This is a genomic window from Amycolatopsis sp. NPDC049691, assembly GCF_040675005.1.
Classification (GTDB): Bacteria; Actinomycetota; Actinomycetes; order Mycobacteriales; family Pseudonocardiaceae; genus Amycolatopsis.
This window is the reverse complement of the sequence record NZ_JBFANX010000017.1, coordinates 40,102-58,145: the sequence shown is the minus strand read 5'-3', so window position 1 is coordinate 58,145 and position 18,044 is coordinate 40,102. Positions and strand designations below refer to the sequence as shown.

General features: G+C 71.0%; 15 protein-coding genes. 6 read left to right on the top strand and 9 right to left on the bottom strand.

Going from position 1 to position 18,044, the window contains the following annotated elements:
• The first annotated feature begins 67 nt into the window (after window positions 1–67).
• The 6 genes from AB0J40_RS32620 (at window position 68) to AB0J40_RS32595 (ending at window position 7,934) form a co-directional block, all read left to right on the top strand.
• Window positions 68–2,011 carry an alginate lyase family protein gene (locus AB0J40_RS32620; protein WP_364460683.1) on the top strand — a complete coding sequence of 648 codons (1,944 nt, stop codon included), beginning with the start codon at window positions 68–70 and terminating at the stop codon, window positions 2,009–2,011.
• 9 nt (window positions 2,012–2,020) lie between these two features.
• Window positions 2,021–3,544, top strand: a complete 1,524-nt coding sequence (locus AB0J40_RS32615) for a right-handed parallel beta-helix repeat-containing protein (RefSeq protein ID WP_364460680.1) — start codon at window positions 2,021–2,023, stop codon at window positions 3,542–3,544.
• 1 nt (window position 3,545) lies between these two features.
• Window positions 3,546–4,799: an O-antigen ligase domain-containing protein gene (locus AB0J40_RS32610; protein ID WP_364460677.1), complete on the top strand. Its 1,254-nt coding sequence runs from the start codon at window positions 3,546–3,548 to the stop codon at window positions 4,797–4,799.
• Window positions 4,796–5,971 carry a glycosyltransferase gene (locus AB0J40_RS32605; protein WP_364460674.1) on the top strand — a complete coding sequence of 392 codons (1,176 nt, stop codon included), beginning with the start codon at window positions 4,796–4,798 and terminating at the stop codon, window positions 5,969–5,971. Before AB0J40_RS32610 ends, AB0J40_RS32605 begins: the two co-directional genes overlap by 4 nt.
• A complete protein-coding gene (locus tag AB0J40_RS32600) occupies window positions 5,968–6,615 on the top strand; it encodes a phosphatase PAP2 family protein (RefSeq protein ID WP_364460671.1) in 648 nt (215 codons plus the stop codon). The genes AB0J40_RS32605 and AB0J40_RS32600 overlap by 4 nt, the downstream gene beginning before the upstream one ends.
• A gap of 704 nt (window positions 6,616–7,319) precedes the next feature.
• Window positions 7,320–7,934 (top strand): maleylpyruvate isomerase family mycothiol-dependent enzyme, encoded by a 615-nt coding sequence (locus AB0J40_RS32595; RefSeq protein WP_364460668.1) that lies wholly within the window; start codon window positions 7,320–7,322, stop codon window positions 7,932–7,934.
• Here the strand turns inward: AB0J40_RS32595 and AB0J40_RS32590 are convergent.
• The 9 genes from AB0J40_RS32590 to AB0J40_RS32550 all read right to left on the bottom strand — a co-directional run bounded on the left by AB0J40_RS32590 (window position 7,921) and on the right by AB0J40_RS32550 (window position 18,040).
• Window positions 7,921–8,535, bottom strand: a complete 615-nt coding sequence (locus AB0J40_RS32590) for an HAD-IA family hydrolase (RefSeq protein WP_364460665.1) — start codon at window positions 8,533–8,535, stop codon at window positions 7,921–7,923. The two genes, AB0J40_RS32595 and AB0J40_RS32590, sit on opposite strands and share 14 nt — an antisense overlap.
• Before the next feature lie 167 nt (window positions 8,536–8,702).
• Window positions 8,703–10,184, bottom strand: coding sequence for a right-handed parallel beta-helix repeat-containing protein (locus AB0J40_RS32585; RefSeq protein ID WP_364460662.1), 1,482 nt, complete (start codon window positions 10,182–10,184; stop codon window positions 8,703–8,705).
• Window positions 10,185–10,409: 225 nt separating this feature from the next.
• Window positions 10,410–11,726 (bottom strand): glutamate-1-semialdehyde 2,1-aminomutase, encoded by a 1,317-nt coding sequence (locus tag AB0J40_RS32580; protein WP_364460659.1) that lies wholly within the window; start codon window positions 11,724–11,726, stop codon window positions 10,410–10,412.
• Between the two features lie 5 nt (window positions 11,727–11,731).
• Window positions 11,732–12,280 carry a dTDP-4-dehydrorhamnose 3,5-epimerase family protein gene (locus AB0J40_RS32575; RefSeq protein ID WP_364460656.1) on the bottom strand — a complete coding sequence of 183 codons (549 nt, stop codon included), beginning with the start codon at window positions 12,278–12,280 and terminating at the stop codon, window positions 11,732–11,734.
• A complete protein-coding gene (locus tag AB0J40_RS32570) occupies window positions 12,277–13,461 on the bottom strand; it encodes a polysaccharide pyruvyl transferase family protein (RefSeq protein ID WP_364460654.1) in 1,185 nt (394 codons plus the stop codon). Before AB0J40_RS32570 ends, AB0J40_RS32575 begins: the two co-directional genes overlap by 4 nt.
• Window positions 13,458–14,402: a glycosyltransferase family 2 protein gene (locus AB0J40_RS32565; protein WP_364460651.1), complete on the bottom strand. Its 945-nt coding sequence runs from the start codon at window positions 14,400–14,402 to the stop codon at window positions 13,458–13,460. The genes AB0J40_RS32570 and AB0J40_RS32565 overlap by 4 nt, the downstream gene beginning before the upstream one ends.
• Window positions 14,403–14,409: 7 nt before the next feature.
• Complete coding sequence (locus AB0J40_RS32560) at window positions 14,410–15,735, bottom strand: hypothetical protein (RefSeq protein ID WP_364460648.1); 1,326 nt, start codon at window positions 15,733–15,735, stop codon at window positions 14,410–14,412.
• 5 nt (window positions 15,736–15,740) lie between these two features.
• Window positions 15,741–17,021 (bottom strand): DUF4910 domain-containing protein, encoded by a 1,281-nt coding sequence (locus tag AB0J40_RS32555; RefSeq protein WP_364460645.1) that lies wholly within the window; start codon window positions 17,019–17,021, stop codon window positions 15,741–15,743.
• Window positions 17,021–18,040 (bottom strand): SDR family oxidoreductase, encoded by a 1,020-nt coding sequence (locus AB0J40_RS32550; RefSeq protein WP_364460643.1) that lies wholly within the window; start codon window positions 18,038–18,040, stop codon window positions 17,021–17,023. The genes AB0J40_RS32555 and AB0J40_RS32550 overlap by 1 nt, the downstream gene beginning before the upstream one ends.
• Between the last annotated feature and the right edge of the window lie 4 nt (window positions 18,041–18,044).

Below are 18,044 nucleotides of genomic sequence, written 5' to 3'. Positions count from 1 at the left end.
GCCCCGGCCTGGGGCACGTCGCCGCGAGCCGGCCGGTGCTGCTGCCGAAGGCAGGTGCCCGGCCGTGATGGGTCCCGGCTGGTACCTGCGCCGGCTGTCTCGGATGGGGCCGGCGGAGGTCGTCGGTCGCGCTCGGCACGCCGTCGTTCAGCGGCAGTGGCGGACTGCGCTGCCGACCCCGCCCGACTGGCCGTCGCACCCGCGCTTCACCGCCGTGCTGCCCGCCGGGGCGCTCGGCAAGGTCTCCGGCGAGGCCGTCAAGCGGCTGCTCGCCACCGCCGACGAGCTGCTGGCCGGCCGCGCCGAGTACTTCGGCGTCGTCCGGGACGACCTGGTCGCCCCGGACTGGTTCGTCGATCCGAAAACCGGCCGCAGCGCACCCTCGGCGCCCTACGCCTTCGACGTGCCGTACCGCTCGGAAGACACCGTCGGTGACATCAAGCAGATCTGGGAACCGTCGCGTCACCAGCACCTGACCGTGCTGGCCGCGGCGTACGCCCTGACCGGCTCCGCCGCCTACGCCGAGCGCGTGGCCGCCCACCTGCGCTCGTGGTGGGCCGCGAACCCGCCGTTGCGCGGCCCGCACTGGATCAGCGGCATCGAGCTGGGCATCCGGCTCCTCTCCTGGGTCTGGACGCGCCGCCTGCTCGACGGCTGGGACGGCGTCGGCGAGCTGTTCGAGGACAACCCGGACTTCCACCTCCAGCTCTGGCACCACCAGAACTGGCTGGCCACCCTGCGCAGCCACGGCTCGTCGGCCAACAACCACGTCATCGCCGAGGACGCCGGGCTGCTCGCCGCGGCCTGCGCGTTCGGCTGGTACCCGGAGTCGGCGGGCTGGCGGACCGAGGCGATGCGCTCGCTCGACGTCCAGCTCGCCCGCAACACCTTCCCCTCGGGACTGAACGCCGAACTGGCGTCCGAGTACCACGGCCTGGTGCTGGAACTCGGCCTCGCGGCGGCGGTGGAGGCCGACGCGGCGGGCACGCCGGTGCCGGACTCGACGTGGGACGTCCTGCTCCGGATGACCGACGCTCTCGCGTCCATTGTGGACAACCGGCTGCGCCCGCCGCGGCAGGGCGACGCCGACGACGGCTTCGGCCTGATCGTCGACGGCACCGAGACCGACCGCTGGGCGTCGCTGCTGGCGACCGGCGAGGTGCTGTTCGGCCGTCTCGAGTGGTGGCCGCGGGTGCCGGGTGACGACGTCCGCACGCCGCTGCTGGCTTCGCTGGCCTCCCGGACACCCCGTGCTTCGGGTGTCCGGCCCGGTCGCCGTCCCGCGCACCTGCGGGACGCCGGCATGACGATCCTGCGGTCGGGCCGCGTCTGGGCCCGCTGCGACGGCGGCCCGCACGGCTTTCTGTCGATCGCCGCGCACGCCCACGCCGACGCGCTGTCGGTGGAAGTCCGCCACGACGGCGTCGACGTCCTCGCCGACCCGGGCACCTTCTGCTACCACGGCGAGCCGCGGTGGCGGTCGTACTTCCGCTCGACGCTCGGCCACAACACCCTCGAGCTGGGCGGGACCGACCAGTCGGTGTCCGGCGGCCCGTTCCTGTGGACGCGGCACGCGGTCACGAAGGTGCTGGCCGTCGAGACCCCGCCGGACGGACCCTCCCGCTGGACGGCGGCCCACGACGGCTACGCGCCCGCGGTCCACCGCCGCACGGTCGAGCTCGATGGCGACGTGCTGAAGATCGTCGACGAAGTGCTCGGCGACACCCGCCCGGCCGCGCGCCTGGCGTTCCACCTCGGCCCGGCGATCACCGCGCGGCTCGAGGGGAACGTGGCCCACCTGCGCTGGCAGGGCGCCGCCACCGGTTCCGTGGCCCCGGTGCACACCGCGGTCGTCGAACTGCCGCCCGAGTTGTCGTGGACCGCCCACCGCGGTGAGATCGAGCCACCCCTCGGCTGGTACTCCGCGGGCTTCGGCCGGAAGGAACCCTCGACCACCCTCGTCGGTTCCGGCACCCCGGGACACCTCACCACCCTGCTCCGCTTCAGTTAGGACCCGCCCGTGACAGCCCGCCGCTTCCGACTCCGCCGTGCCGCACCGCTGCTCGGCGTCCTCCTCACGGTCGCGGCGTGCTCGAGCGGACCCGACACCGAAGGCCCGGCGCAGGCGACGCCGGCGCCCAGCGGGTCGGTCGCCGCGGTGTGCGACAAGGAACCGGCAGGCCCGGCCACGGCGCCGGCCGGCGCCGTCGTCGTCGACCCGGCCGTGCCGGGCGACCTCGCCACGAAGACGCGGGCGGCCGGCCCGGGCACGACGTTCTGGCTCAAGCCGGGCAAGCACATCCTCGGTGACGACAAGTACGACCAGGTGACCCCGAAGGACGGCGACGTCTACATCGGCGCCCCCGGCGCGGTCGTCGACGGCCGCAAGATCAACCAGTACGCGTTCACCGGCCACGGGACGAACGTCAAGCTCACCTACCTGACCGTCCAGGGCTTCGCGGCGCCCCGCGACGAAGGCGTGGTCAACCACGACTCCGGCGACGGCTGGGTGATCGAGCACTCGACCATCCAGGACAACGACGGCGCCGGCCTGATGGCGGGCGCGCGCCAGCAGGTGCGCGGCAACTGCCTGCGCCGCAACGGCCAGTACGGGATCAACGCCTTCTCCGGCACCACGCCGATCACCGCGCTGGTCGTCGAGGGCAACGAGATCGCCGGCAACAACACCGGCAACTGGGAAGCGAAGATCGACGGCTGCGGCTGCACCGGTGGCGTCAAGTTCTGGGACGTCAACGGCGCCGACGTGCGCGGCAACTGGGTGCACGACAACCACGGCACCGGGCTGTGGGCCGACACCAACAACAACGACTTCCTCATCGAGGGCAACCTCATCGAGAACAACGACAGCGCCGCGCTCATCTACGAGATCAGCTACAACGCGATCATCCGCGACAACACGATCCGCAAGAACAACTGGGTCGACGGCCGGCGCTACGCCGACAAGGGCGACAACTTCCCGACCGCCGCCGTCTACATCTCCGAGTCCGGCGGCGAGCCGCGGATCAAGGCGCGGACGGCGAAGATCGAGATCTCCCGCAACTACCTGGAGAACAACTGGTCCGGGATCACGTTGTGGGAGAACGCCGACCGCTACTGCAACAGCCCGGCGAACACCTCCTCCGGCGACTGCACCCGGCTGGTCCCGAACGTGAAGCAGTGTGCGGCTCCGGCCATCGCGAGCGGGCCGCTGCTGAGCGACTGCCGCTGGAAGACCCAGCACGTCGACATCCACGACAACAAGTTCGTGCTCGACGCGGCCGTGGTCGGCTGCCAGGCCTCGTGCGGGCGGATGGGCCTGCTGTCGAACTTCGGCAGCTACCCGGACTGGTCGCCGTACAAGGGCGACACCGTCCAGGAGGACATCACCCACAAGCAGGACAACCACTGGCACGACAACAGCTACGCCGGCCCGTGGACGTTCATCGCGTACACCACCGACCGCATCCTCGAGATCGGCGAGTGGCAGGGCTCGCCGTACTCGCAGGACACCGGCAGCACGTTCACCGCACAGGGCGGGGGCTGACATGACGGCGCACACCGGCATCGCGGGCATCCGCGGCGAGGCCACCGCCGAACCCGCCTCGGCGACGCCGAAGTGGGCGGGCCTGGCGTGGGCGCTGCTGATCCTCAACACGCTCGGCTCGACCGGCGCGAAGACGGTCATCCCGCTCCCGCGGTCGGTCAGCCAGCTGGTGACCATGGGTTCGCTCATGACGGCGTTCGTGATCGCGCTGGTGCTGAACAAGCACCTGCGGATCCGGCCCAGTGCGTACCTGCTCCTGCTGACGTTGCTGCTGGGGTCGAGCATCCTCGCCAGCATCGACCTGAAGGAGGGCGCCGGCGCGCTGTTCCGGTGCTTCCGGCTCACGGTGTTCGTCTCCACGCTCTGGTTGCTGACCCGCTGGTGGGACGGCGGGTTCAGCTTCGTCCGCTACCACATCCGGACGTACGGCATCGTGCTCGCGTCGGTGGCGATCGGCCTGGTGATCTCCCCGGGCAACGCGATGCCGGACATCTACGGCGGCCGGCTTTCGGGCGCGATCTGGCCGCTGACCCCGCCGCAGATCGGCCAGTACGCGGCGGTCATCTCCGGGCTCACGCTCCTCCTCTGGTTCGGGCGCCGCACGGCGTGGCGCAGCGCGGTGTTCATCGTGGTGCCGGTGGTGGGCCTGCTGATGCTCACGCACACCCGCACGGCGACGCTCGGCCTGGTCGCCGGGCTCGCGGTGGCCTTCCTGTCGATGCTGCTGACCAGCGCCCGCGCGCGGAAGGTGTTCGCGTGGACGGTCGGCGTCGGCGGGGTCGCCGGCGTGGTGCTGGCGGGCGCACTGCAGACGTGGTTCCTGCGCGGGCAGAGCGCGGACAACTTCTCCAGCCTGACCGGCCGCGCGAAGGTGTGGGACGCGCTGCTGGAGGCCCCGCGGTCGACGTCCGAGTACATCTTCGGGGTCGGGTTGACGGACAAGTCCTACGACGGGCTCCCGATCGACAACAGCTGGCTCGCGATCTACCACGAGCAGGGCTTCGTCGGGATCGCGCTGGTGGCGGGGTTCCTCCTCACGTTGGTGGTGGTGGCGGTGCTGCGGCCGCCGTCGCTGGCTCGCGCGTGCGCGATCTTCCTGATCACCTACTGCATTTCGGCGTCCTACACCGAAGCCGGCCTCGGTGACGCGTCGCCGTACCTGCTGCACCTGGCCGTCGCCGCGTCGCTGCTGGTCCGCGGGGTGCCGCAGTCCGACGAACAAGCATTCATCCCGGCGAAGGGGACAGGCGCGTGAAGGTGCTCGTGGTGCACAACCGGTACCGGTCCGAGCAGCCGAGCGGCGAGAACAACGTCGTCGACGCCGAGGTGACGCTGCTCGCCGAGGGCGGGCACCAGGTGTCGCTGTTCGAGCGCCGCAGCGACGACATCGCGTCGATGCCGGCGGCCCGCAAGGCCGCGGTGCCGCTGACCGTGCCGTGGAACCCGGCGGTGCGCAAGGAGCTTGCCGCCCGGCTGCGGGCCACGCGCCCGGACGTCGTGCACATCCACAACACGTTCCCGCTGCTGTCGCCGTCGGTGGTCGCGGCCTGCGCGGACGCGGGGGTGCCCGCGGTCGCGACGCTGCACAACTACGGCATGGTCTGCCCACCCGGCACGCTCCACCGCGACGGCCGCATCTGCACCGACTGCGTCGGCGGCGCGCCGTTGCCGGCGGTGCAGCACGGCTGCTACCGCGGTTCACGCGTGGCGACGCTCCCGATGGCGGCGAGCACGGCCGCGAACCGCCGGCGGTGGTGGACGGGCGTCTCGCGGTTCTTCTGCATTTCGGCGGCTCAACGTGACCTCCTGGTGTCGGCCGGCATGCCCGGCGAGCGGATGGCGGTGAAGCACAACTTCGTCACCGACCCCGGTGTCCGCCGCACCGGCGACGGCAAGCACGTGCTGTTCCTCGGCCGCGTCACCGAGGAGAAAGGGGTCGGCCTGCTGATGCGGGCGTGGGACCGGCTCGGCGGTGCCCTGGGCGTGCCGCTGGTCATCGCCGGCACCGGCCCGATGCAGGACGAGGTCGCGACGTGGGCGGCCCGCCGCGCGGATGTGTCGTACGTCGGCCTGCAGAACAAGGCCGAGTGCCGCGCCCTGACGGCGGACGCGCTGGCGGTGGTCGCACCGTCGACGTGGCTGGAGGCGTTCGGCCTGGTGGTGGTCGAGGCGATGGCCGCGGGAGTGCCCACGGTCGCCGCGGCCCACGGCGCCTTCCCGGAGCTGGTGGACGACGGCGTGACCGGCCTCCTGCACACGCCGAACGACGACGCCTCGCTGGCGGACCGGCTCCGTGCGGTGGCCGGCGACCGCAACGGCGAGATGGGCGACGCGGCCCGCGTCCGGTACGAGAAGGACTTCACCCCGGCGGTGGGGCTCGACCGGTTGATCGCCGGGTACGAGGCCGCGATCGAGGCGCACGGGTGAGGCAGCAGGTCCGGACGGCGCCCGCGGCCTTGCCGGCCGCGCTGCGCGCTCCGTTGGCGATGACGGCCGGCCTGGCGACGGCGGTCGTGGTGGCGCTCGGCATCCTCCACTTCCACGACTCGGGCTTGACGGGAGTCGACGCGGCGGTGCTCCCGTCGATCGACGGCGTCCGGCCACCGTGGCGGTACGCGGCGCTGGTCATCGACTTCGGCGGCGAGCCGGTGGGATCGACGATCCTGGTAGCACTGCTCGCGGCGGTGTGTTTCCTGGTCCACCGGGTCCGGGCGGCCGTGCTGACGGTGCTCGGCGTGGCGGTCACGGTGGCGGTGACGACGGTGCTGAAGCCGATCGTGGGCCGCACGATCCATGGCGAGTTCCTTTCGTATCCGAGCGGGCACACGGCGCTGGCCACCGCGCTGGGGTTGGTGATCGGACTGCTGCTGGCCGACCGGCTGGGGCTGGGGCGGGTTGCCGGGGTGGCTTTGGTCCTGGGGCTGGCTCTCGTCGCCGGCGTGGCGATGGGGTGGGCCGAGGTGGCTCTCGGGGCGCACTACCCGACGGACGCCGTGGGCGGGTTCTGCGCGGCGCTGGCCGCGGTTCCGGTGACGGGGTGGTTGGTCGATCGGGTGGCGGACCGGCTTTGACAAGGTGGCTGGTGGACTGGGGCGGCGGGTCGGCTTTGACGGGGTAGCTGGTGGAGCGGGTGGCGGACCGACTTGGCGGCGTCGCTGGCGGACCAGCTGTGGCTGGTGGACCGGCGGCGTGCTGGCTCTGGCGGGGTGGTGGCTGGGCGGCCGACCGGCTTTGACGGGTGGCTGGTGGACTGGGTGGCCGACCGGCTTTGACGGGGTGGCCGGTGGATCGGGTGGCGGGCTGGCTCTAGCGGGGTGGTTGGCGGACCGGTGGCGGGTCGGCTGTGGCGGGGTGGTTGGTGGACCGGGTGGCGGACCGACTCTGGCGACGTGGCTGGCGGACCGGTGGCAGGCCGTCTGGCAGGGTGGTTGGCCGACCGGCTCCGGCGCGGGGCCGGCCAGCGAGGCGATTGGCCCAGCGCCGCACTGGCTCGGGCCGGGATCGGGGTTGGGGTGGTCGGCCTGGGGCTGGCTGGGCGCGCCGGTTGGTGGAGTGAGTTCGCCCCGACCTTGATCGGCCCGGCCGGCCTCCCGCGGTGGTGCCGGTGTGTGCGGCCTGATCGGTCGGCTAGGTCGGAGCTGCCGATCTCAGCGGGCCGGTCGGGCGATCGCTTGGCTCGGCCGGTGGTTGCGTTCCCCGGCCGGCTGAGTTCCGGGTGTCGGTCCGGGCGGGGCCCGTTCGTCGGTGGGGTGACCTATCCGCGAAGGAGAGACCCATGATCCGTGATCTGATCGCCGCCGAGCGGCGGGAGCTGGCCGCACTGCTCGGCGACCTGTCGGCCGCCGAATGGGCGTCGCCCACCCTTTGTGCCGGGTGGCGGGTTCCCGAAGTCGTCGCCCACGTGACCATGCCCTTCCGGTTCTCGACCGGGCGGTTCGTGCGCGAGCTGGTGAAGTCCGGTGGGCGCTTCAACCGGATGGCCGACCGCCTGGCTCGGCAGGAAGCCGCCGAGTTGTCGCGCGACGCCTTGGTCGCCTCGCTGCGGGACAACGCCGACCATCCCTGGCAGCCGCCCGGCGGTGGGCTGGAAGGCGCTCTCAGCCACGACGTGATCCACGGTCTCGACATCACCTCCGCGCTCGGGCTCGACCGCCGTGTGCCCCCGGAGCGGCTCGAAATCGTCCTCGGCTCGACCAAGCCGAAGCAGGTGAAGTATTTCGGGACGGACCTGGCCGGCGTCTGCCTGCGTGCCGACGACCTCGACTGGTCGTACGGCGCCGGAACTCCGGTCACCGGGCTGGCCCAGGATCTGCTCCTGGTCCTCTGCAACCGGCGGCTGCCGGCCGGCCGTCTTCGGGGCGAGCCGAGTGCGCGCTTCACCACGGTCTGAGTTCCTTTCGCAGTTGCTCCATTGTGGACAGTTGAGGGGTGCCGTACCGCAGGGCCTGTAGCCCGGCGGCTCGCGCGGCCGAGACGTTCTCCGCGCGGTCGTCGACGAGGAGGATCCGGTCCGGCGCCACGTCCAAGCGCCGGGCCGGGATCGTGAACGCTTCCGGAGCCGGCTTGCGCACGCCGGTGTCACCGCTGATGAACCAGTCGGTCAGGTACTCGCCGAGGCCGAACCGGTCACGCAGGAGCTTCGACCACTCGCCGACGTCGTTGCTCAGGCAGCCGAGCCGCACTCCGGTGGCGTCGAGTTCGGCGAGGAGCGCGACCACGCCCTCGGTCAGGCGGTGGTTCCGGCAGTACTCCTCGTCCGACGCGCCGGACGCGCCGGACGTCGCCCAGAAGTCCGCGGAGGACATCTTGCCGAGGCTGCATTCCTGGTACAGCTGGGCGATTTCTTCTCGGAGCAGTACGCAGCCGTGGCTGCGGAGGTAGGGCACGAGCAGCTCGCCGACGTCGTCGGCGGACGAGTAGAGGACGCCCATCGCGTCGAACAGGACGACGTCGATCGCGTCGCGGTGGAGAGGGGCAGGGGTGGCGGGCATGTCTCCGACGGTACCGAACATGCGTGCGAATGCCATCGCTGGAACGGGTGATGTGTGCGCTGTCCGAAATCCGCCGTTCGCGATTTTTCCCTTTCGCAGCAGGGGAAATCGCGATCGGCGACGCGGTTCGCGGTGAAAAGTGTCGGACCCCTTCGGCAAGCTCCCGATCAGCAGCCGGCGGTCCCGCCGTCGAACGAAGAACACTCGTCCTGCGAGTAGGGCTCCGCCCGCCAGCCCGCAGCGTCGACCGTCTTGGAGGTGTCATGCACGACGAAGGTCCACGGCCCGGTATAGGAGTTGTCGTGCCACCGGTTGCCCTGCCGGAAGGTGATCGCGTCCTCGACGACGGTTCCCTTGTAGGGCGACCAGTCCGGGAACGTCCCGTAGTTCGACAGCAGGGCCATCCGCCCGCAGAGGCTGGTGCAGCCGACCCGCCCGGGATCGAATCGGAAGGTGTTCCCGTGCACCTCCACGCGCTGGGACTTCCAGCGGCAGTCGTCGTACGCCGGTGGTTTCTCGATCGTGCCGGCGACGCACGACGACTTGGCGCCCACCTCGGTGCAGTAGCCGGTGGACGTGTTCGCCGGGCTGTTGCAGAAGCGGTCCGCGTTCTCCCACACCGTGATCCCGGCCCAGTTGTCCTCGAAGGTGTTGCCGCTGATGTCGATCGACGACGTCCGCGCCTGCACGCGCGGCTCGCCGCCCGACTCCGACAGGTACACCGTCGCAGTCGGGAAGTTGTCGCCGCGCGAGGCGAACGCGCGACCCTGCACGAGGGTGTTGCCGCGGAACGTGTTGCCGCGCAGCACCAGGTTGTAGCTGGTCTCGTAGAAGAGCGCTTCGGCGTCGTTGGCTTCGAAGAGGTTGTCCTCGACGAGGAAGTCGTTGTTGTTCGTGTCGGCCCAGAGCCCGGCGCCGTGGTTGCCGTGGACCCAGTTGCCGGTGATGTCGGCGCCGTTCACGGCCCAGAACTTGGCACCGCCGCTGCACCCGCAGCCCGGCACCTTGGTCTCCCAGTCGCCGGTGTTGTTGCCGGTGATCTCGTTGCCCGCCAGCACGAGCCCGGTGATGTGGTCGCCCGCCTGGTAGGCGTTCAGCCCGTACTGGCCGTTGTTCCGCAGGCAGGAGTGCCGGACGACCTGGCGCGCGCCGGCCATCAACGCCGCGCCGGCGTTGTCCTCGATGGTCGTGTTCTCGATGAGCCAGCCGTCGCCGGAGTCGTGGTTCACCACGCCCTGGTCCTGAAGCGCGGCGAACCCGCGGATGGTGAGCCCGCGGAGCTCGACGTCGCGGGCGCGCTGGGTGAAGGCGGCGCGGTTGACGCCGCGGCCGTCGACGACCGCGCCCGGCGCGCCGAGGTAGACGTCGCCGTCCTTCGGGGCGACCTGGCCGAACTCGTCGGTGCCGAGCGTGTGGGTGCCGGGGCGGAGCCAGAACGTGGTGCCGGGCGGGTTCGCCGCGGTCTTGGCCGAGAGGTCTCCGTCGACGCCCGGATCGACGGAGACGGCCCCGGGAGGTGCTTCCTCGTGCTCCGCGGGCTGGTGGTCGCACACCGGCCCGGGCCCGTCGGTGGCCCGCGCGACCACCGGGCAGGCCACGGCGATCAGGAGCGAGCAAGCGGCGACGAGAACCGCGCGAGATCTGCCCATGGCAGGAAGTTACGCACGATCGGGCCGGAAAACAGTCACCCTCAAGTGTCCTCATCGGACCGAAGGAGTGAAACCGGCCCGCTCGGGCGGGGGATGGTGACCTGCGGAGGGTTTTGCCGGCCGGTGCGGGGGATGGTGCCGAACGCTGGGGCCGGAGGAGCGGCGCGCGAGACCGGCGCCGGACCCGTCGGCCGGCCGGGAAGCACTCCCCGGCCGGCCGGACAGTCAAGCGAACTTGCGGAACACCGGCCGGACCGCCCGGCCGCCCATCCACGGTGCCGGGTCGTTGGCGTCGAGCGCCTTGCGGTACACCGTGCACGCCTGCCCGACCACATCGATGGTCCTGTCGATGTCGGCCTCGGTGAGCGCCGCGCTGACCACGAAGGACGGTCCGAGCACGCCGCCGCTGATCAGCTCGCGGAGGAACAGCGTCCGGTACGGCTGGGACGGCTCGCCCCGCTCGTCGAGCGTGGCGAAGACCAGGTTGCTCGCCCGGCCGCGGACCACCACGTGGTCCTCCACGCCGATCCCGGCCGCCACCTGGCGGACGCCGGTGGCGAGCCGGTCGCCGAGGGCGTGCATGCGGCCGATCACGTCCTCGTCGCGGTAGACGTCCATCACCGCCATCGCGGCGGCCAGCGAGTGGGTCTCCGCGCCGTGCGTCGTCGACAGCAGGAACACCCGCTCGCGGTCGGTGCGCAGCCCGCCGAGCTCCATCAGCTCCCGCTTGCCCGCGAGCGCGGACACCGCGAAGCCGTTGCCGAGGGCCTTGCCGAACGTCGACAGGTCGGGCGTCACGCCGTACAGGCCCTGGGCGCCGCTGGCCGACCAGCGGAAGCCGGTGATCATCTCGTCGAAGACCAGCACGACGCCGTGGCGGGTGGTGAGCTCGCGCAGGCCCTGCAGGTACCCCGGCGGTGGCTCCACCGCCGCCGCGGCCTCCAGGATCATGCACGCGATCTCGCCCTCGTGGCGCCGCAGCAGCTCCTCCGCAGCCTGCAGGTCGCCGTACGGGAAGGACACCGTCGCTTCCGTCGTCTCGTCCGGGATGCCCGCGTTCATCGCCGTCGTGCCGATGAACCAGTCGTCGGTCGAGAAGAACGCGTGGTCGGCGCACTTGGCCACCAGCCGGCGGCCGGTTGCCGCGCGGGCCAGCCGGACCGCGGCCGTCGTCGCGTCCGAGCCGTTCTTGGTGAACTTCACCATGTCGGCCGTCGGCACGTTCTCCAGGAACCGCTCGGCGGCCTCGGCCTCGATGATCGACGGGCGGATGAAGTTGCTGCCCTTGCCGAGCTCGGTCCGGATCGCGTCCAGCACCCGCGGGTGGGCGTGGCCCAGGCTGACCGCTCTCAGCCCGGCGCCGTACTCGACGTACTCGTTGCCGTCGACGTCCCAGACGTGGCCGCCGAGACCGTGGGAGATGACCGGAGCCATCCCTTCGGGATACTGGTCCGAGCCCTTGGCGTAAGTGTGCGCACCACCCGGGACGACCCGGTGCAGCCGCTCGTTCGCCTGCGTGGAGCGGGGCAAGTTCGTTCCCATGGGGGTCACCTCGTTGGTTTCAACGCCTCTCCGAGAGACGGCGCACGTTCGTCTCGGTCACTGACCATTGTGACCGACAGTGGCCACGAAATGTCCAATTCAGGGTCTTTGTACGAAATTGTAATGTCTTCGGACGGATCGTGGGCGCGATCAATACGATACGTGACATCCGAAGGGTCCGTCAGTGACTGGAATCCGTGCGCGCACCCCGCGGGGATGTACACGGAAACCTGGGTCTCACCGGAAAGTTCGAAGGTTTTGATGTTCCGGAACGTCGGCGAATCCGGTCGGAGATCCACGACGACGTCGAAGATCGCGCCGTGGGAACACCGCACCAGCTTCGCCTCGCCGGCGCCGCCGCGCAGGTGCATGCCGCGGACGACTCCCTTGCGGGAGCGGGAAAGGCTGTCCTGGACGAAGCCGTCCGGATCGATGCCGACCGACGCGACGACGTCCCGGTCGAACGTCCGGCTGAAGAAGCCGCGCTGGTCGCCGTGGGGGGTCGGTTCGAACAGGTACGCGCCGTCGATCTCGGGCACCGGAATGGCCTTCATCGCCCACCCCCGAAGAGGGCCGCCGAAAGGGCGGCGAACTGGTCCTTGAGCCGTTGCGCGTTCATCTCGTTCCGTTCGCGGAGGATTTGGCGAAGTTCCGCCGAACGGTTCTCCAGTTCGGTGAATTGTTCGACGAGCTTGTCGAAGTCGACGTCCTTGGCCCGCTGGGTGAAACCGTCGAGACCCAGCTCCGCCATCAGCACGTCGTTCTTCGGCGCGTACCCGATCGCGACGGTCGGTTTCGCGACCTTCAGGGCGCAGAGCACGTTGTGGTAGCGCGTGGCCACTACGCTGTCCACCGCGGCCATCTCGTGCATCAGCTCGTCCAGGGTCTCGGCCGAAGCCGCCGTCACCAGCGGGGACGCCGTCTTCTCGATGATCTCGTCGACGACCTGCCGGTCGATCTGGTCGCCGATGAACAGCCGGACGGGTCTGTCCTGGTCAACGAGCCACGCGACGAAACGGTTCATCGTGTCGACGTAGTGGCGGTAGATGCGGTCGCCGTCGGCGCGGTCGTCGTTGCCGCCGTAGTAGGCCATCACGCCGACGCCGACGGTGCCCGGCCTGCCGTCGGCGTCCGGGGTGGGGAGGGAGAACGCGAGGTCGGGGTAGACCTCGTCGCGGCTGGTGTCGACACCCATGGCGCGCATGGCGTCGCGGGAGATGTCGTCCCGGTAGGAGCGGTAGGCCGCGAGGCGGCCGGCCCAGCGGACGAGCGTCCGGGTCGCCCGGGCGCTGATGTGGTTCGCGCCGACGCACACGAGCGCCACCTTGGTGCCGAAGAGGCGCCCGGTGGCGGAAAGGAGGAAGAGCGAATACGGGAAACCCCACGGACGCAGCGGAAGCGTCGCTTCGAGGACACCCATGCCGGGCACGATGACGACGTCCTGCTTGCGGACCCAGGCGGCCGTGCGGCCGATGTCGACCAGCTTGCCGAGTCCCTTGAGGACGATCGACCGCAGGCCGGACGCCGTCTCGTACTCGGCCTGGTTCCAGTGCAGGGGCGTGGTGTCGACGCCGTACCGCTCGCGGACGATGTCCGGGCCGCCCACCAGGCCGGTCAGGACCGCGTCCGGGTATTCGGTGCGGAGGTAGCCGAGCACGGCTTCGAGGGAACCGTCGTTGCCGAGGTTCCCCGAGCCGAGGAGGCCGAAGACGCCGACGCGCGGGGCACGCTTCACGCGAGCCTGCCTTCGCGGCCGGCGACGATCGTGTTGACCGTGGCGACGTCGGAGGCGGTCGCCTCGCGGTCCTCGACGCGCTCGCCGTGGCCGGAGCGCGCCCGGCTGGTCAGCCAGGCGCCGAGGTGCCCGAAGCACTCGCGCTTGTCGGCGGCCGAGATCGGCGCGCGGCGGATCAGGTCCGCGAACCCGTAGACGTACTCGCCGAGCAGGCGGACGGTGGGATTCCGGAGCCGGTTCGCGCGCCGCGGGTCCAGATTCGCGCACCGGCTCCGGATGGTCGGGTTGGCCCGTTCCGCGCGGCCCGGGTGGTCGCGCCGGAAGTAGAGCAGCTCGGGCACCTGGTGGAACGGACCGTGCAGGGCCATCTCGGCCGAGTACGTCCGGTCGGCGTGGTGGTAGCTGTCGAGCGGCTTGACGCGGCGGAGGACGTCGGCGCGGATGACGCCGTAGAAGTCGTCGCCGCCGGGCTCGAACAGGATGCTGCGGAAGCGGTCCGGCGCGTGCGGGGACGCGGTGTTCAGCGTGTACTCGAGCGGCTGGACGATGCGGCCGTCGCCGTCGATGATCGCCTGGTCGCAGTGGGCCAGGATGATGTCCGGGCGCTCGTCGAGGGCTTCGACGCACCGCTTGAGCAGGTCGCGGGCGTAGAGGTCGTCGTGGGAGACCCACTTGAAGAGCTCGGTGCGGGAGACGTCGAACACGAAGTTGTGGTTCGGCGTCGCGCCGATGTTCTTCGGCTGCCGGACGTAGCGGATCCGGGAGTCCTTGTCGGCGTAGCGGCGGCAGATCTCGTCGGTGCCGTCGGTGGAGGCGTTGTCCGAGATGATCAGCTCGAAGTCTTCGTAGGTCTGGCCGAGCAGGGCGTCCAGCGACTCGGCGAGGTACTCCTCGCCGTTGTACACCGGGAGGCCGAGGCTCAGCCGCGGGACGGTGGTCATGGAGTCCTCATTCCTTGATCGGCTCTTTGATCGCTTCGAAGACCACGGTGGGCTCGTCGGCGCCGGGCGGCACGTACTCGCGCAGTCCGGCTCGCAGCTGCAGCCACCAGACGACGGAGCCGCTGAGCGTCGCGGTCGCGACACCCCACGCCGACCCGGCCGCGCCGCCGAGGAAGGCGCCGGCGATGCCGAACGTGACGTAGAACAGGGAGGCGATCAGCTGCGAACGCAGGCTGCGGGGTGCCGCACCGAGCGCACGGAGACCGGCCGCCGCGCCGGTGGCGAAGCTCGCGCCGACCACGGCGAGGGTGACCGGGAGGATCAGCGGGGACGACGAGTCCCACACCGAGCCCATCACCCAGCGGCCGGCGCTGTCGGGCACGAGCAGGAGCAGGCCGAGGCCCCAGCAGAGCGCGGCGGCGGCCTGCCCGCCGCCGAGGATCACGCAGAAGTGCTTCAGCCGGTGCGGCGCCCGCTGGAGCACCCGCGCGCCCTCGGCGACGGTGACCAGGGACAGCCCCATGAGCAGGGCCAGGAACGGGCCCAGAAGCTGTTCGGCGCCGCGGACCGCGCCGACCGCGGTGATCCCGGCGATGGCGCCGAGACCGTACGCCCGCAGCTGGGACGCACCGCTGTTGCTGACGTTCTCGACCAGGTAGCGGACGCTCAGGTCGCGCTGGGTGCGCAGCCAGCCGACGAGCTCGCGCGGGTGGGGGAGGATGCCCGTCTGGAACCAGCCGTAGACCGCGGCGAGCGCGGCCGCGATGCCCCAGGCGAGCACGAACGCGACGACCGTCCCGATCCGGCCGGCGACGAACAGCGCCGGGATCAGCGCGATACCGCACGCGACGTCGTTGAAGAACGCCTTCTTGCCCTCGCCGCGGGCGAAGAACGCGAACCGCCAGGCGTCCTGCAGCAGCAGGCCCGGCAGGACGACGGCGAGCGCGACGAACGCGTTGCCGAGCGGGCCGCCCGCCGCCAGACCGGCGACCAGGCTGACCAGCCCGGTCGCGACGCCGACGCCGATGGCCGTACCGGACGCGCTGGCGACCCCCAGGCGCCAGCGGTCCACCGGCACCGCGCTGAACCGCACCATCAGCGGGTCGGTGGCCAGGCCGCGCGACACGTTCAGCACCACGCCGTAGGTGACCCAGACGAGGCTGAAGATGCCGAACGCGAACGTGCCGAGCGAGCGGGCGACGTATAGCCCGACCGCGAAGTTGGTCAGGCTGGACACCGCCTGGTCGCCGAGGCCCCAGCTGAGCCGTCCGGCCATCGCGCGCACCGCGCCCGACCGGAGGATCGAGCGCGGCGCACGGCGGTGGTTGGCCACGTCGCTCACTCCTTGACCAGGCCGGCGTCGTGCAGGGCACGCGCCGCGACGTCGACGATGTCGAAGGGCAGCCCGGCCCGCTCGGCGATGTCGAGGAGCGAATGCGAACCGTCGGAGAGGTTGAGCACCCACAGCATCGCCATCTGGGCCTGCTTGGCGTCGCTGCGCCCGCCGAGGGAGTCGTACAGCCCGCGCTTGCCGAGCTGCGGCTCGCCGTACGGGCTGAGGTTGACGTACCGGCGGTTGCGGTCCAGGACACCGAAGGCATCGAGAAGCGTGCCCAGCGTGTCCTCCATGGCCGCGGGCGACACGAAACCCGGGTTGTCCGCCGAGGTGTGGTACTCGGGGTAGCCCGCGTACGGCGTCCGCGTCAGCGAGCCGACGCCGAGGTTGAAGCCCGGCGAGCAGAACTGGCGCTCGTCGTAGCCGTACGGCGAGAAGTCGACAACGCGGTGTTCGCGCGACTTCAACACGTGCTGCATGACCCGGTCGATCTCGGCGTCGCCGCGGCGGGACTTCTTGTACGTCAACGATCCCGGGTCACCGGCGCAGGCGAGCACGAGTCCATGACGAACCTTCTCGATCCGGGAAGCGTTGCGCGCCAGCCACGTGATCGAGCCGATCGTGCCCGGCATGAACAGGAACCGGTACGTGTAGTGCGGCTCGGCGAGAGCGAGCTGCTGGGCCAGCGAGATCGCCACCGCGATGCCGGCGAGGTTGTCGTTCGCCAGCGACGGGTGGCACACGTGGCACGACACGATGACCTCGTCGGTGACGCGCCCCGGGACGACGTGCTCGCCGTAGGTCAGCGAGCCGTCGGCGAGGGTCGAGTCGATGACGACGTCGTACTCGCCGTCGGGCAGCGCGTCGAGCTTCTCCTGCGCCAGGCAGAAACCCCAGGCCGGGGCGTAGTAGCTGGTGCGGTAGGGCACCCACGACGGCTGGTCCGGCAGCGTGTGCAGGTGCTCCCGCAGCTCGCTCAGCGGCATCCGCTGCCGCACCGGGGCGCTGTACCCGACGACGTGCAGGTTCAGCTCCTGGAAGTCGATCACCCGCGTCCCGTCCGGAGAGGCGACGTACGCGTCCCGGATGTTCCACTCCTGAGGAATCGTCCAGTCCAGCACGGCCGTCCCGGTCGGGACCTCGTGCCGCTCCAGCGCGATGTGCTCGCCGATGATGTCCAGGGTCTGCCGCACGCCGTCGCCGGTGATGCTGCGGCAGATCGGGTACAGGCGTTCCACCAGGGCGTGCAGCTCCGCCCCCGTCCGCAGCTGCGGGCCCGTCACTACTGCCGCCGGAGGGTGTTGTCGACGCGGCCGGCTTCGCCCTCGCTCTTCAGCCACGCGAGGCGGGTGAACAGCTGCTCGAACGACTCCCGCGTGAGCCCGAACCTGCGGTAGGCCTCGATGAGTTCGACGGCGCCGTCCTTGACCGACCACTCGCACGCGAAGCCGGGAACGGCCGCGCGGAACCGCGAGAAGTCGACGCGGTAGGAGCGCGGGTCGGCGCCGGCCTCGCCGGTGATGTTCAGCGTCGAGCCCGGCACGGCCTCGACGACCTCCTGGGCGATCTCGGCGACGGTGACGTTGTTGTCCTCGGTGCCGATGTTGAACGCCTTGTTGTGCACGGCTTCCTTCGGCGCCGTCAGGGCGGCCGTGAACGCGCGCGCGATGTCCTGGGCGTGCACCAGCGGCCGCCACGGCGTGCCGTCGGAGAGCACCAGCACCTCGCCGGACAGGTGCGCGTGCGCGGTCAGGTTGTTCAGCACGATGTCGCCGCGCAGGCGGGGCGAGTAGCCGAACGCGGTCGCGTTGCGCATGTAGACCGGGGTGAAGTCGTCGTCGGCGAGCTCGTGGACGTCGGCCTCGACGCGCACCTTCGACTCCGCGTACGGCGTCACCGGCCGCAGCGGGGCGTCCTCGTCGACGAGGTTGTCGCCGCCGGCGCCGTACACCGAGCAGGTCGACGCGTAGAGGTACCGCTTGACGCCAGCTTCCTTCGCCAGCTTCGCGAGCTTCACCGACGCGTGGTGGTTGATGTCGTAGGTCAGCTCCGGCGCGAGCGAGCCCAGCGGGTCGTTCGACAGCGCGGCCAGGTGGATGACGGCGTCGAAGCCCTCGACATGAGAAGCAGTGACGTCCCGCAGGTCGACGACGTGCCCGGCCGGGTCGGCCGGGGCGGGCCCGAGCAGGCAGTCCTCGAACAGCCCGGAGTCCAAGCCGAAGACCTCGTGGCCGGCGGCGGCGAGCACCGGGGCCATCACCGTCCCCAGGTAGCCCTTGTGCCCCGTCAGCAACACCCGCATCGGA

Excerpts from the sequence above, each read along its gene's own strand:
- AB0J40_RS32620 (WP_364460683.1), top strand. The coding sequence starts at position 68 with ATGGGTCCCGGCTGGTACCTGCGCCGGCTGTCTCGGATGGGGCCGGCG.
- AB0J40_RS32610 (WP_364460677.1), top strand. The coding sequence starts at position 3,546 with ATGACGGCGCACACCGGCATCGCGGGCATCCGCGGCGAGGCCACCGCC.
- AB0J40_RS32595 (WP_364460668.1), top strand. The coding sequence starts at position 7,320 with ATGATCCGTGATCTGATCGCCGCCGAGCGGCGGGAGCTGGCCGCACTG.
- AB0J40_RS32590 (WP_364460665.1), bottom strand. The coding sequence starts at position 8,535 with ATGCCCGCCACCCCTGCCCCTCTCCACCGCGACGCGATCGACGTCGTC.
- AB0J40_RS32585 (WP_364460662.1), bottom strand. The coding sequence starts at position 10,184 with ATGGGCAGATCTCGCGCGGTTCTCGTCGCCGCTTGCTCGCTCCTGATC.
- AB0J40_RS32580 (WP_364460659.1), bottom strand. The coding sequence starts at position 11,726 with ATGGGAACGAACTTGCCCCGCTCCACGCAGGCGAACGAGCGGCTGCAC.
- AB0J40_RS32575 (WP_364460656.1), bottom strand. The coding sequence starts at position 12,280 with ATGAAGGCCATTCCGGTGCCCGAGATCGACGGCGCGTACCTGTTCGAA.
- AB0J40_RS32565 (WP_364460651.1), bottom strand. The coding sequence starts at position 14,402 with ATGACCACCGTCCCGCGGCTGAGCCTCGGCCTCCCGGTGTACAACGGC.
- AB0J40_RS32550 (WP_364460643.1), bottom strand. The coding sequence starts at position 18,040 with ATGCGGGTGTTGCTGACGGGGCACAAGGGCTACCTGGGGACGGTGATG.